Origin of the sequence: Dysosmobacter acutus (genome assembly GCF_018919205.1) — a bacterium.
Lineage (GTDB): Bacteria > Bacillota > Clostridia > Oscillospirales > Oscillospiraceae > Oscillibacter > Oscillibacter acutus.
On sequence record NZ_JAHLQN010000001.1, the window covers coordinates 1,579,145 to 1,591,095 of the forward strand.

11 protein-coding genes are annotated in these 11,951 nt (G+C 56.3%); 3 read left to right on the top strand and 8 right to left on the bottom strand.

All coding sequences use genetic code 11. From position 1 onward, the window contains the following. Nucleotides 1-225: 225 nt before the first annotated feature. Together KQI82_RS07655 and KQI82_RS07660 are read left to right on the top strand one after the other, a co-directional pair. Nucleotides 226-1,560, top strand: a complete 1,335-nt coding sequence (locus KQI82_RS07655) for an extracellular solute-binding protein (RefSeq protein WP_216632230.1) — start codon at nucleotides 226-228, stop codon at nucleotides 1,558-1,560. Nucleotides 1,561-1,597: 37 nt separating this feature from the next. Further along, nucleotides 1,598-3,280 (top strand): helix-turn-helix transcriptional regulator, encoded by a 1,683-nt coding sequence (locus tag KQI82_RS07660; RefSeq protein ID WP_216632231.1) that lies wholly within the window; start codon nucleotides 1,598-1,600, stop codon nucleotides 3,278-3,280. A gap of 72 nt (nucleotides 3,281-3,352) precedes the next feature. On the opposite strand, the gene KQI82_RS07665 is transcribed toward KQI82_RS07660, so the two are convergent. The 5 genes from KQI82_RS07665 to KQI82_RS07685 form a co-directional block, all read right to left on the bottom strand. Next, nucleotides 3,353-3,625 carry an HU family DNA-binding protein gene (locus KQI82_RS07665; protein ID WP_216632232.1) on the bottom strand — a complete coding sequence of 91 codons (273 nt, stop codon included), beginning with the start codon at nucleotides 3,623-3,625 and terminating at the stop codon, nucleotides 3,353-3,355. Between the two features lie 62 nt (nucleotides 3,626-3,687). Further along, complete coding sequence (locus KQI82_RS15655) at nucleotides 3,688-5,637, bottom strand: C40 family peptidase (protein ID WP_241426658.1); 1,950 nt, start codon at nucleotides 5,635-5,637, stop codon at nucleotides 3,688-3,690. A gap of 4 nt (nucleotides 5,638-5,641) precedes the next feature. After that, nucleotides 5,642-7,996: a VirB4-like conjugal transfer ATPase, CD1110 family gene (locus KQI82_RS07675; RefSeq protein ID WP_216632233.1), complete on the bottom strand. Its 2,355-nt coding sequence runs from the start codon at nucleotides 7,994-7,996 to the stop codon at nucleotides 5,642-5,644. Beyond that, entirely contained in the window at nucleotides 7,993-8,331 is a 339-nt protein-coding gene (locus KQI82_RS07680; RefSeq protein WP_216632234.1) for a PrgI family protein, read from the bottom strand. Before KQI82_RS07680 ends, KQI82_RS07675 begins: the two co-directional genes overlap by 4 nt. A gap of 68 nt (nucleotides 8,332-8,399) precedes the next feature. Further along, complete coding sequence (locus tag KQI82_RS07685; RefSeq protein ID WP_241426659.1) at nucleotides 8,400-8,627, bottom strand: helix-turn-helix domain-containing protein; 228 nt, start codon at nucleotides 8,625-8,627, stop codon at nucleotides 8,400-8,402. Between the two features lie 81 nt (nucleotides 8,628-8,708). On the opposite strand from KQI82_RS07685, the gene KQI82_RS07690 reads away from it, so the two are divergent. Continuing rightward, nucleotides 8,709-8,945: a hypothetical protein gene (locus KQI82_RS07690; protein ID WP_216557295.1), complete on the top strand. Its 237-nt coding sequence runs from the start codon at nucleotides 8,709-8,711 to the stop codon at nucleotides 8,943-8,945. Here the strand turns inward: KQI82_RS07690 and KQI82_RS07695 are convergent. The 3 genes from KQI82_RS07695 to KQI82_RS07705 form a co-directional block, all read right to left on the bottom strand. Then, nucleotides 8,942-9,781, bottom strand: a complete 840-nt coding sequence (locus KQI82_RS07695; RefSeq protein WP_216632235.1) for a VirB6/TrbL-like conjugal transfer protein, CD1112 family — start codon at nucleotides 9,779-9,781, stop codon at nucleotides 8,942-8,944. The two genes, KQI82_RS07690 and KQI82_RS07695, sit on opposite strands and share 4 nt — an antisense overlap. A gap of 67 nt (nucleotides 9,782-9,848) precedes the next feature. After that, nucleotides 9,849-10,184: a TrbC/VirB2 family protein gene (locus tag KQI82_RS07700; RefSeq protein WP_216632236.1), complete on the bottom strand. Its 336-nt coding sequence runs from the start codon at nucleotides 10,182-10,184 to the stop codon at nucleotides 9,849-9,851. Continuing rightward, on the bottom strand, nucleotides 10,147-11,949 hold the full coding sequence (locus KQI82_RS07705; protein ID WP_216632237.1) for a VirD4-like conjugal transfer protein, CD1115 family: 1,803 nt from the start codon (nucleotides 11,947-11,949) through the stop codon (nucleotides 10,147-10,149). Before KQI82_RS07705 ends, KQI82_RS07700 begins: the two co-directional genes overlap by 38 nt. Between the last annotated feature and the right edge of the window lie 2 nt (nucleotides 11,950-11,951).

Sequence of the window (11,951 nt, forward strand, 5' to 3'; positions counted from 1 at the left end):
AGCAATGCTCCATCGGAAAGGGGTACCCCTTTCCGATTTCTCTCTGCTGACCGGACGCTCCAAAGCATCGCTTTGGCCGTCCGTTCTCCTGTTGTGTACCATATTTCCTCGATCCTGTCATCTCCAAAAACCCGAAATTGGGGAGACGGAGGCATAAAAATTTTCAAAAATCAGGAAAAATACGGTGTTTTCTCAAACACCCGTTCGATTTTGGAGACTTAGAACATGAAATTGAGATTTTTTGCCGCACTGCTGGCGGTTATGATGATTTTCCCCCTCGCAGGCTGCGAGAAGTCACTGCTGAACAAGAATGACCCCGTGACGCTGGCCTTCTGGCATGTCTACGGCGAGCAGTCCGGCTCTCCCATGGACGAGCTTGTGGACGAGTTCAACCGGACGGTGGGCGCGGAAAAGGGCGTGCGGGTGACCGTCACCGGCACCAGCAGTGCCTCCCAGATCGGCGCGTTTCTGCTGCAGGCGCAGGCGGGCGGCTCCGAGCTTCCGGAGATGCCGGATGTGTTCACCTGCCACATTGGGGACGCGCTGTCGCTGGGGGCGGAGAATCTGCTGGACTGGAACGACCTCTTTACCGAGAAGGAGCGTGAGGAGTTCGTCTCCGGCTTTCTGGACGACGGCACGGCGGACGGCAAGCTGCTGGTATTCCCCATGTCCAAATCCACCCATGTGCTGATGCTCAACGGCTCCGCCTTTGACCGCTTCTCTGCCGCCACCGGCACGCAGTACAGCGACCTTGCCACATGGGAGGGCTTTTATCAGACTGCCGGCGCTTTCTATGACTACAGCGGCGGCAAGACCTTCTGCGCCATGGACTATCCCATCCGCGCCGTGGAGCTGCGGGCCATGGAACAGGGTGCGGAGGACTTCTATACCGAGGACGGCTGGTACGACACGGACAACGCCATTTTTAAGGAGAGCTGGCTGGAATTTGCCCGCGCGCTGGTACAGGGGCATATCCAGATGTCCGACCTCTATTCCAACACCCAGGTCATGACCGGCGAAACCATCTCCGGCATCGGCTCGTCCGCCGCCATTCTCTACTATAATGATAAGGTAAGCTATCTCGACGGCACAGTGGAGCCGATGAATCTGCAAGTCTTACCCATGCCGAAAACCAACGGCACCGATGCGCTGATGACCCAGGCGGGGGTGGGCCTTTGCGCTTATAAGACCGATGAACAGCGGGCGGAGGCCGCAAGCCTGTTTGTCCACTGGCTGACGGAGCCGGAGCGGAACCTTGATTTTGTGGCCAAAACCGGCTATATGCCTGTGCGGAACGGCGCATTCGACGCGGTGGAGGACTATGCGGATTTTCCTGAGCCGCAGCAGGCATACCAGAATCTCTACGCCGCGCTGAACACCATGCGGCAGGAATATACGCCGGTATCTGAGCCGCGCTTTTCCGGCTATTACGGTAAGGTCAGCGCCCTTTACGACGCGCTGCGGGAGGCACAGAAGGACTATCCCGCCCGCCTTGCAAATGGCGAGAATATGGATGATCTTGCCAACGAGACATGGACGCTGCTCTGCTCCATGGGCTGACGCGGATGAAAAACGAACCACAGGCAGGTGAGACGCAATGCGCCATGTACTGGAAAAACTGAAACTGGCCAACCGCTCCATGAAGCACAAGCTGGTGATCTACATGGCGGCGATGGGCCTTCTTCTGGCTGCGGTGCTGCTGGTCAGCCTGCAAATTTTCGGGCGGATCAATACTCCCGGCGAGGAACTGTCTAAAAGCATGAGCATCCAGATGGAGGTGTTCCGTTCGGACATGGCCTCCCTCTGGCGGAATGTCTCCGGCATGAGTACCCATCTGTCCAAGGATATGACGGACATTCTGGAGGACACGCTGTCGGAACAGGGCATGACCTTTTCGGAGCTGGACGGAAATCTGGACGCCATCTCTCAGGTGGAGGAAGCATTGCTGGAGCCGCTGTGTCAGTACGCCCGTCAGACGGACTGCTCCGAAGCCTTTGTCATTCTGGAAGCCGCCATCGGCGTGAGCAGCGGCGAAGCCGACCGCAGCGGACTGTATGTCCAGCGGAGCAATGCCGAGCATCTGACCGGGGATCTGCTGCTCTACCGGGGCATGGCGGAGATCGGGAAGGCCCACGGCGTCATGCCCCACCGAAAATGGAGCCGGGAGTTCAACACAGAGACTTTGCCGGATTACCGGGAACGCCTTGCGGATGCAGCCACGCCGGTTTCTTCCGCCTCCTGCCGCACCACGGCGCTGATCACACTCCCCGGCACCTCAGAGCGGGCCGTGCTGCTGACCGTTCCCATGGTCGGGGAGGACGGCACGGTATACGGTCTGTGCGGCTTTGGGGTCAATCAGACTTATTTTGCCGCCCATCATAAGCAGCCCACCGGCTTTCAGAGCGTTGCCTGCCTCATGGCCTCAGAGGGCAGCGTGTCCGACACGCTGGATGGCAGTGGATGCCTGATGGCCGGCGGTGCGGGAGACTACTGCTTCGTGCCGAACAATGGCACCCTCGCACTTACCTCCCTGCGTCACGGACTGACAGCCATGAAATGCGGGGACCTCTCCTATGTGGGCATGACCATGGACTTTACCGCCGCGGACGGAGACAGCGAAAGCAGGACATTGGCGGTGCTGATCCCCTCGCAGGATTACCGACAGCTTGTGGTACACAGCGTCTGGCAGACCGCCTTGCTGCTGTTCCTGCTGCTCTTCGCCCTGTGTCTTGCCTGCATTGTTGTCAGCCGCAGATACCTCTCTCCATTGCTGCGGGATCTCCGGCAGCTTACGGAGGAAAACCGGGGCAACGGGCAGATGAGCTACAGCGAATTTGCCGCCGTATCCGGTTCTCTGCGGGCGCAGGATGAAGCGCATCAAGAAACTGTTTCCGCGCTGGAGAGTGAGAAGGATGCGGCCCTGCGGCAAAGTGAATTTCTTCAGGCGCAGGTCGAGGAAACGCAAAGTCAGTTGGAAACCGTACAGACGGACGCATCCCGGATGGCTCACGCGCAGAAGGACGACATCGACCCGGAGGTGTACCGGATCTTTGTGACCGGGCTGGATAAGCTGACGAGTACGGAGCGCAAGATTTATGAGGGCTATGTTGCCGGCATGGGGCCACAGGAGATGAGCGTTCAATTCTCTGTTAAGGTGAGCACCATTTACAGCCACACCAAGAGCATTCTCCGAAAGACGGGGCTTGATTCCTACCGAAAGGTACAGCAATATGCCGCGATCCTGCGTCAGACGCAGGAGGAACAGGAGAACGAAACATAACAAAGAAAACGCACCCCTTGCGCCGTGTCGCTCAGACCGGCGCAAGGGGTGCGTTTCTGTTCCGCAGTATGATTACTTGATAGCGTCTTTGAGGGCCTTGCCGGGCTTGAAAACCGGCACCTTGCAGGCGGGGTAGGTCATGGACTCGCCGGTACGGGGGTTGCGGCCCACGCGGGCAGGGCGCTCCTTGACCTCGAAGCTGCCAAAGCCCACCATCTGCACCTTGTCTCCGCCCTTCATGGCAGTCTCCACCGCGCCGGTAAAGGCTGCGAGGGCCGCCTCGCAGTCCTTCTTCGTCAGGCCGCTGGCTTCTGCCATGGTTGCGATCAGTTCCGTTTTGTTCATAGAAATCGCTCTCCTTCTCATTTGTGGTATGACCGCATTATAACGGAGGGAGTCGGAAACTGTCAACTGCGGCCTGCTTCGGCGTAGTATTGCGGTCGTCCGATAGAGGTAAAGCCCTCCAGCCCAGTCACGACCACATTGTTGTAGCCGCTGGCGCAGTGGATGATGAGCAATTCTCCGTTTGCGTCCCTGCCGCCAACAATACCCACATGGGAATTATCCGGGTAGAACACCAAGTCACCGGGCTGTGCGTCCGTCCATGAAATATCGGTGCAATAGCTGTGCTGTGCGGTGGCTCCTCCGCCATGACCGATAATGTAGCCGCCACCCGTGGCATTGTAGAACACCCAATCGACGAATCCACTGCAATCCGTCCCGTAGGGACGGTAGGTCCCCGTGGTGGAGCTGCCTGCCGCAGTGACCTGCCGCAGCTCGCCCCAGCGGGCGTCCCAGCCGATTACGAGGGATTTTCCTCCCCAAAAATAATTCACCTTGCCGACAAGAGAACAGGCGGTGCGTACCACCGCCTCGCGCTCCGGCAATAGGTCTTCCGGCAGATCGCGGAGCAGCGCCGCCGTATCCCCGCTGACGGAGTACACATCCTCAATCAGCTCCCGCAGGAGATCCCGCTGCTCCAGCAGCTCCTCCAGCGCCGCAATTTGATTGCGGTTGAAATGGTGAACTGCTTTCATTTCTTCTGCCGTTTTTGCGGTGATGGTGATATAGAGATTTCGCTCCGTCCATCCATCATCATCGCCACTGCCGGGATGGTGAATGACCTCGATGCGGTGTGCAATGGTGGTCATGTCCCAAAAGACTGCTTTCAGGCGGGCAATGCGGTCGGCATCCATGGTGGCCACGTCCGCGGCGTCCGCATCGTTACTGCCCGCCACCTTCACTGCGAACACCGCCAACACCTCCACCCAATCAGCAGACTGCCCGGTCACGGAGATGGAGTCGTAGCTGTCCGCTGTTTGCAATTCCTCCAACCGCTCGTTATACTCATAATTGACCTGCGCCACCGCAGCGGAGAGCGGCACAACGCCTGCCTCCCGGCTCTCGTTGGAAAAAAGGATGCCGAAGGGTGATGCCACGATTGCCGCCACGAGGATCACCGTCAGGAGCAGCACCAGCACCACCGTACCGCCGCCCGCCGCCACGATGGAGCTTGCGGCAGAAGCAATACCTCGCCTAATCGTCTGTGCCGCCTGCACCATTGCGCCGCCCATCTTTTTTGCCCACCTGCCTCCGTTCTTTGCGGATGTCTGGAGCATTGTCTGCTGTGCCTTGCGCTGTGCCGCAGCCTTGGCGCGGTGCGTGATGATTTCATTGTTCGGCGCTACGTGGTCAGTTGGTCGAACGCGCATGGTGCGCGCAGCCTTGGTCATGGCCTGTCCGCTCTTTGGGGCAGGACCGCCCTTGACCGATGCGCCCTGATTGCTTTTATGCGGAGGGGTCGTTGTACCTCCACGGTCGGACGGTGGAGGTACAATGTTCCGCTCTGCTGTTCTTTTCTCGGCAAGGTTCCGCCGATAGGCGGCTTTTGCGTCCTGTATGGCTTTCTGCCGCCCACGCTCCTGCGGGGCGGCATTTGCGCTTTTTGTACCTCCGCGATTTTGCGGAGGTACGGTCTGATTTCCGACTTTGTTTCGTGCGGCGTGTGATTGCAGCGTATCGGGCAGGCCCCTTTCTGTTGGCGTCACACCGTCCATGGTTTCGAGCGTTTCTGCCGCAGTACGGTTTTCCGACGCACTATTCCTACCTTGCCGTTTCTGCTTCTGATAGCGCTTTATCATACGCCGCGAGGTATCTGCCGCCCCAAATGCGCCACGGCGCATAGTTTTCTCCACGCGGTCGGTGGCGTAACGCACGGGATCGCGGCTTTCCGGCTCCTTTTCCCGCTGCCGATTGTCCATGTGCTTTTTCAGAATGGATTCTGCGTCCTTGGGTGTGGGGTTCTTCAGCTTTGCCTTGGGCGTGTCCATGCCGGGTCTGATCTTCAAGTCCCGCATAGCGTCAGTCCTCACCGGGGCGGGTTGACATTAAGCGGTACAGCTCCGTATTTTTAGGCAGCTCATTGGCGAAGGGCACAATGGCCCCGCCTACCTTGATGAGTCCATGACCGGCAGGGGCGTTGTCTACATAGCTCATCTGCGTATCCGACGCACCCAGCAGGCGGGCAAGCTGCTCTCGGTCGGTGGTGGCCTGATTGAGCATCAGCAGAAATTCGGAGTTTGCAAACATCATACGCGCCGTATTGGACAGCAGACATTCCTCCACATTCTGTGTGATGCCGGTGAGCGTCGCGCCGTATTTACGGAAGCGCTTCCAGCACTTGTAGAGAAATTCGCTGCTGTAATTGGTAATGCTGTGTCCGCTGCCGCTCCCGTTGGCGAAAAACAGATAGATCTCGTCGATGTAGACATGGGTGTATTTTCCCTCTCTGCGGTTCTGGATAACGCGGTTGTAAATGGCGTCCAGCATCACCAGCAGGCCCACCGATTTCAGATTTTCGCCCAAGTCCTGAATATCGAAGCAGAGAATGCGGCTTTTTGTGTTGATATTGGTCTGGTGGGAAAAAACATTCAGACTGCCCACCGTGAACAGCTCCAACGCCAGTGCGATCCGGTGCGCCTCCGGGTTGACCTGCTTCATCAGGTCGTCATAGAGGTCCTTCAGCGTGGGCGGCTGCCCCTGATAGTTTTTCAGATACTCCCGATAGATATTGCCCACGCTGCGGTCGATGATGGACTTCTCCTGCGGCTCGATCTTGTCCGCGCCCATGAGCTGCTCGTAGAGCGACATGATAAACTCGGACTTCATCACCAGCGGCTCTTTGCCGTCCCCGTACCCCTCGGACAAATCCAGCGCATTGATGTGGCAGCCATTTGGGTCAGAGGCGGAGATGGTGATGACCTCACCGCCCAATGCCCGTACCAGCTCGCCATATTCGCGTTCCGGGTCCACGATGATAATGTCATGGTCTGTGGAGAGAGCCAGCGCGGAGACCTCCTGCTTGGCCGCCATCGACTTGCCTGAGCCGGAAACGCCGGTAATAAAGCCGTTGCCGTTCAAAAGGTTTCCGCGGTTGCAAATGATGAGGTTGTGCGACACGGCGTTGACGCCGTAGTAAATACCGCCCGCGTCCTGAATCTCCTGCGACTTGAAGGGCATGAGAACGGCGGTACATTCCGTGGTCAGGGTACGGGTGGCGTCAATGCGCTTTAAGCCGAGGGGCAGCACCGTGTTCAGTGCGTCCTCCTGCTGGTAGCGCAGAATGTTGAATTGACAGCCCCGCGCCCGTCCAATGGCTTGCAGAGCCTCGGTGTCCTGATCGAGCTGTTCGAGGTTATCTGCCAGGTGCGTCAGCGTGACGAGTGCAAGCATCATGCGCTGGTCGCGGCTCATGAGGTCGTCCATAAACTCCTTCGTTTCGCTCCGCATCTGTTCCAAGTCATAGGGGATATTGGCGGTAAAATTGTTGTTCTGATTCTGCCGCTGCTGCCAGCGGGTGATGTCCGATTCCACAGACATGATGCGCTTGCGGATGTCGCTCACTGCTTCGTCCATCGCCACGGGGATAATGTCGATGGAGAGCATCATGTTTCGGGGATAGTCCATCAACTCCGTGATCATCTCATCGGAAATAAAGCTGGCATATTCCCGCAGGAACAGGGTACGGCCCACATGATCGCCCAACTCATAGTGATTTTTTTGAAAGGAAATACAGTCCGGGGCGATGCAGTCCCGGAAGTCATGGCCCCTTCGCATGGTGTCCTCCAAATTGAAGCGGAATAGCTGTTCCTCGCCGGGGCGATAGAAGTCATGCAGAAGCCGCAGGCGGTCATTGACCGTGATCTCACGGACGCTGGAGGACATACGGGAAAGTCCCGTGGTAAGGTCAGTCCCAACACGGGAGAAGAACGCGCGGGCCTCCTCCACGCTTTTCTTCTCCGCCGAAACGGTGATGTACTTTTCCTGAATGAGATTGTTGCTCTCCGCCGCCTTGCCCAAAACAAGCGCGTTATACTCGTTCCGGTAGAGGTCACGGCGGTCACCCTGCATGGGCATGAGCAGCGTCCGCCCAAAGTCCTTTTGATTGAGCTGACGGTTAAAGAGCGTGATCTTTGCCGTGGCTCCGATGGGCAGCGAGTTCAGGAAGGAACAGTAGGTCATAAAGAGTTCCCTCTGCTTTTCCGGGGAGGCCACGGCATAATTGACATCAAAAAAGCGCCAAGTTTTTGAAAACTTGCCGCTTACCTGAAACACGCCGTCTTGATAAATACGTTTGATGGGAATGGATTTCTGGACGCTGCGGGGAACGGAAAAAGTGTCCCGTTCTGCGCTGCGCCGATGCTTGAAAAGGATCAATGTTTTTTCACCTCTCGTTTCATCGCTTCTTCATAATAGTTCTCCGCTTTCCAGACACGCTTGCCTGCCATGATGACCTCTGATTTCAGCCATGCCCACAAAAATCGCTCCAGCGTGAGGCCGTTGTACTGAAAAAAGCCCGCAGCGGCCACGGGAGCCGCGCCGACAATGCACACCCAGCTCACCGTTTCCCGGTCCAACACTCGGCTCAGGCTGAAATACAGTCCCACCGCAGCGCCCACCGCCAAAACGGAGCAGACAAACTGCCGCACAGACAGGCCGAAAAAGAGCGTTTCGCGGTAAGCGCGAATTTCCTTATTGATTTTGATTTCCAATTAAACCCCTTCTTTCTGCAAATATAATAAAAAAAGATGATTTGGAATAGCCTCCAAATCATCTTTACTCAATCCGCGATATACTCCGCAATATCTTCCAACTTGCAATCTAACGCCTTACACAGCTTGTCTAAGGTTTTTGTCTCCATGTTCTCGTTATTTCTGAGCCGTCGAATGGTCTTACTGTCAATGCCGCCCTTTTCACGAAGGGCGTAGGTAGTGACACCCTTCTGCTCCATAACCAGCCATAGCTTGTCGAATTTAATCATGGGAACCTCCTCAGCTTGACTACTCATATTATGGGGGTTATAATCCCATGTATTAAGGGGATATAATCCCCATACAGAAAGTTGAGGTGTTCAAAAGTGGAGTTGGCTATGGAATTATTAAGTCACATCCTTGCCCAAGGTGAGGTGCAGATCACTTTCCCGCAGCAGAACGAGCCATTTACACAGATAGTGGAAGGACAATGCTATCAAGCACTCTGTAAAATCAAAGCAATTATCGAAGATGATCGTCTTAATGACAGTGAGTGCTTTCAAAAAATTGAGGAGATCATTCGCGCATTTGAAGAAATCGGAAGCAGTGGCGGTATTCGCCATGATTTTGGTTAAAGCCCCAGCATCTCTTTTGCGATGTGGTCGGCAGACTTCACCAAGCCCACCAATACCAACAGATTGAATATGACCTCGCCCAAATAGCTCCACACCTGCGTCACTACGGAGGCACTGCTATCCACCACCGGCGTACCGCTGGAGGAAAAGGCTGAAAAGATGATGCAGGCCAGAACGATCACCGCCCCTTCCATGCACACGCCTACATAGCTCCGAAGGAACGCCTTGCCGAAATGGGAAGTCCCCTCTCCGGCAAAGGATGCCAGTGCCACCGGGGACAGCGCGGCGTACATATAGATCTTAAAAAATCGCCCATAGACGGTGAGAATCATAATGAAGGCCAGCACCGTAATAAATAGGCTCCCCAGCAGCGTCACCAGCCAAAGGGGGATGCTTGCAAAAAAGCCCACGTCTCCAATGGCGTCCGCAATCTCCTGCGGCAGTGCCACGGATGCGCCGGTCAAGCCGCCGATACTGCCCGCCGCCGTTGCCACAATGCCGCTGCACACATCAAATACATCTACCAGCAAGTCCATACCATAGGTGATACCCAGCTTTGCCAGCACAAAGTAGATAAAGTGCCGCAGCAGATGCTCCGGCCTTTGAAAGTCCCGAAAGCCGGAGGCACTGCGAAAAATACCGATGGCAAAGAACAGCACCAGCAGCCCGTAGCCGATGGCTTGCATCCCGCCGTTGATGGTCACAATGGCCTGCCAGATGGTGCCGCCCTTGAAGGTCTGGGGCGATTCCGTCAGCAGTGACCACATCTCCGTCATTTTACTGTTCCAAACGCCAAAGGCGTTGGTCAGGTTTTCTACGATCCAGTTGTTATCCAAATGAAAATCACCTCCCGCAAGGGAGCCGGGAGATCCGCCGCAAGGCAGTATCTTCCGGCTCTTTTCATTAGATCGCGCCGATGGCGGTCAGAATCTCCTTTGCAAAGGCGATCATTAAGCCGCCAAACAAGCAAAGGAAGCCCTGCGTTCTCTGGCTGGCGTCATGGGACTGGATCGACATACCCACCTGCACGATGCCCCAGCCGAGAATGATAACGCCCAGCGCCTTGATGATGCTGAAGATAAAATCGGAAAGGTTATTCACAATATCCAGCGGATCGCCGCCCGCCGCCATCGCGGGCGAGGTGCAGCAGAGGCAGAGGACGGCAGCACCAGCCGCCGTCCAGTAACGCCGCTTCCACTTGTCAGGCTTCATCATGTCGTTGTTCTTCTGTTTGCTCATGTTCGTTTTCCTCCATATCAATAAATTCGTAATCGTTCAGTGATTTGAACGCATAGGGCAGATCAGGCAGTGCGTAATCCGGCACGCCCTGCGGCTTGTGGATGTATGGCTTTGCCTTGCCGTCCGAGGTCAATTTGATGTTGGGATGGCGCTTAAGGTTATATTTTCGGTCGATCACCGGGTCCTCGCCGCGGATGAATAAAATCGCTTTATTGGTGTCCAATTTGCGGACTTCATCAACGGTCATGAGGTCGCGGCCCGTCTGCTGATAATTCGTGGTGCTGGAGCCGTTCCGCCCCTTGGTCAGTCCCCGTGTGCGGGTAGCCAGTGTCTCCCGCCCCAGCAGCTTTACGATAAACTCCAGCGAAGCGGGCTCGTTGCCGCCGCCAAGGAATAAAAGCGTGTCGCAGTTGCCGATGATGCTCTCGTGTTCCTTTTCGTACAGCGCCTTGATCTGCTGCACATTCTGCACGATGATGTTCAGCCCGATATTGTAGCTGCGGCAGGTAGCGAGGATCTTCGGATAGCTCTCCGGCTGGGCCACATTCGCCCATTCGTCCTGAATGACGCGCACGGGGACGGGCAGCCGTCCGTTGTATTTCAGGTCCGCACGGCGGTATAGTTCCTGAAAGCATTGGGTATAGAGCATACCAACAAGGTAGTTCATGCTGCTGTCATTGACAGGGATGACGCAGAAGATGGCGCGCTTGCGCTCGCCGAGGCTGCCGAAGTCCATCTCGTCCATTGAGGTCATGGCGGCGTACTGCGGAATATTGAAGGCCGCCAGCCGGACAGCAGCCGTCACAAGAATGGATTTTGCGGTTTTGCCGGCAGCTTGCTTGAAAACCTTATACTGCTTAACGGCGACATGGGCGGGCTGCTCCTCCTCCAATGCCCGGAACAGCATATCCAGAGGACTGCGGTACTGCTCGTCCTCCTCCCGCACATCGGCAAAATTCATCATGTAGATCATGGTTTCAAAGTTCTGCTCATCCTGCGGCGCTTCATGGATGAGGTAGAGCATGAGTGCGGAATCCAGCGCAACCTCAGCCTTTTCCCAAAAGGGGTCATTGCTGGAGGCGTTGCGGGGCGTAGTGTTCTTGATGAGGTTGTCGATGAGGGACAGCACATCCTTTTCCTCCCGCACATAGACGAAGGGATTGTAGCAGTCGGACTGTTCGGGGTCGATGAGATTGAATACCCGCACTTCATAGCCGAGAGACAGAAGAAGGCCCCCCGCAGCCTTCAGCAGTTCCCCTTTGGGATCGGTGACCAAATAGGAGCAGTTGGCCGAATAGAGGCCCGGTTTACAAAAGTAGCGGGTCTTGCCGCTGCCGGAGCCGCCAATGACCAGAACATTCATGTTGCGCTGGGTGACGTAGCCGTCCATGCCCAGCCGGACGCGCTGAGTCAAAATGATATTGGCGTCCTTATGCTGGTGATCCATATACTTCCGGCACAGCGCCCTTGGGTCGCCCCATTTAGCGCTGCCGTATTCCTCACCCGGTCTGCGGTTTTCTCTGCCGGAGTAGTAAAGGGCAATGCCGAACGCATAGATGATCAGGCTCACCAGCATAAATTTCGGTGTATGCGCCGTCCATCCAATGGAAAAGGGGCGCTCCAGCACTTGGCTGAAACGCCCCATCCATGTAAAAATGGTCATGCCGTCCTCATAGGCATAGGCAGCGATTACCGCCAGCCAGAGAACCAACGGGGAAAGCGCCGCCCACACAGGGGCGGCGCTGCGAAAGTCATTCTGCCGCAAGG

What these genes read in the sequence shown, in the direction of transcription:
- KQI82_RS07655 (WP_216632230.1), top strand. Translation starts at nt 226, where the DNA reads ATGAAATTGAGATTTTTTGCCGCACTGCTGGCGGTTATGATGATTTTC.
- KQI82_RS07660 (WP_216632231.1), top strand. Translation starts at nt 1,598, where the DNA reads ATGCGCCATGTACTGGAAAAACTGAAACTGGCCAACCGCTCCATGAAG.
- KQI82_RS07665 (WP_216632232.1), bottom strand. Translation starts at nt 3,625, where the DNA reads ATGAACAAAACGGAACTGATCGCAACCATGGCAGAAGCCAGCGGCCTG.
- KQI82_RS15655 (WP_241426658.1), bottom strand. Translation starts at nt 5,637, where the DNA reads ATGCGGGACTTGAAGATCAGACCCGGCATGGACACGCCCAAGGCAAAG.
- KQI82_RS07685 (WP_241426659.1), bottom strand. Translation starts at nt 8,627, where the DNA reads ATGAGTAGTCAAGCTGAGGAGGTTCCCATGATTAAATTCGACAAGCTA.
- KQI82_RS07690 (WP_216557295.1), top strand. Translation starts at nt 8,709, where the DNA reads ATGGAATTATTAAGTCACATCCTTGCCCAAGGTGAGGTGCAGATCACT.
- KQI82_RS07700 (WP_216632236.1), bottom strand. Translation starts at nt 10,184, where the DNA reads ATGAGCAAACAGAAGAACAACGACATGATGAAGCCTGACAAGTGGAAG.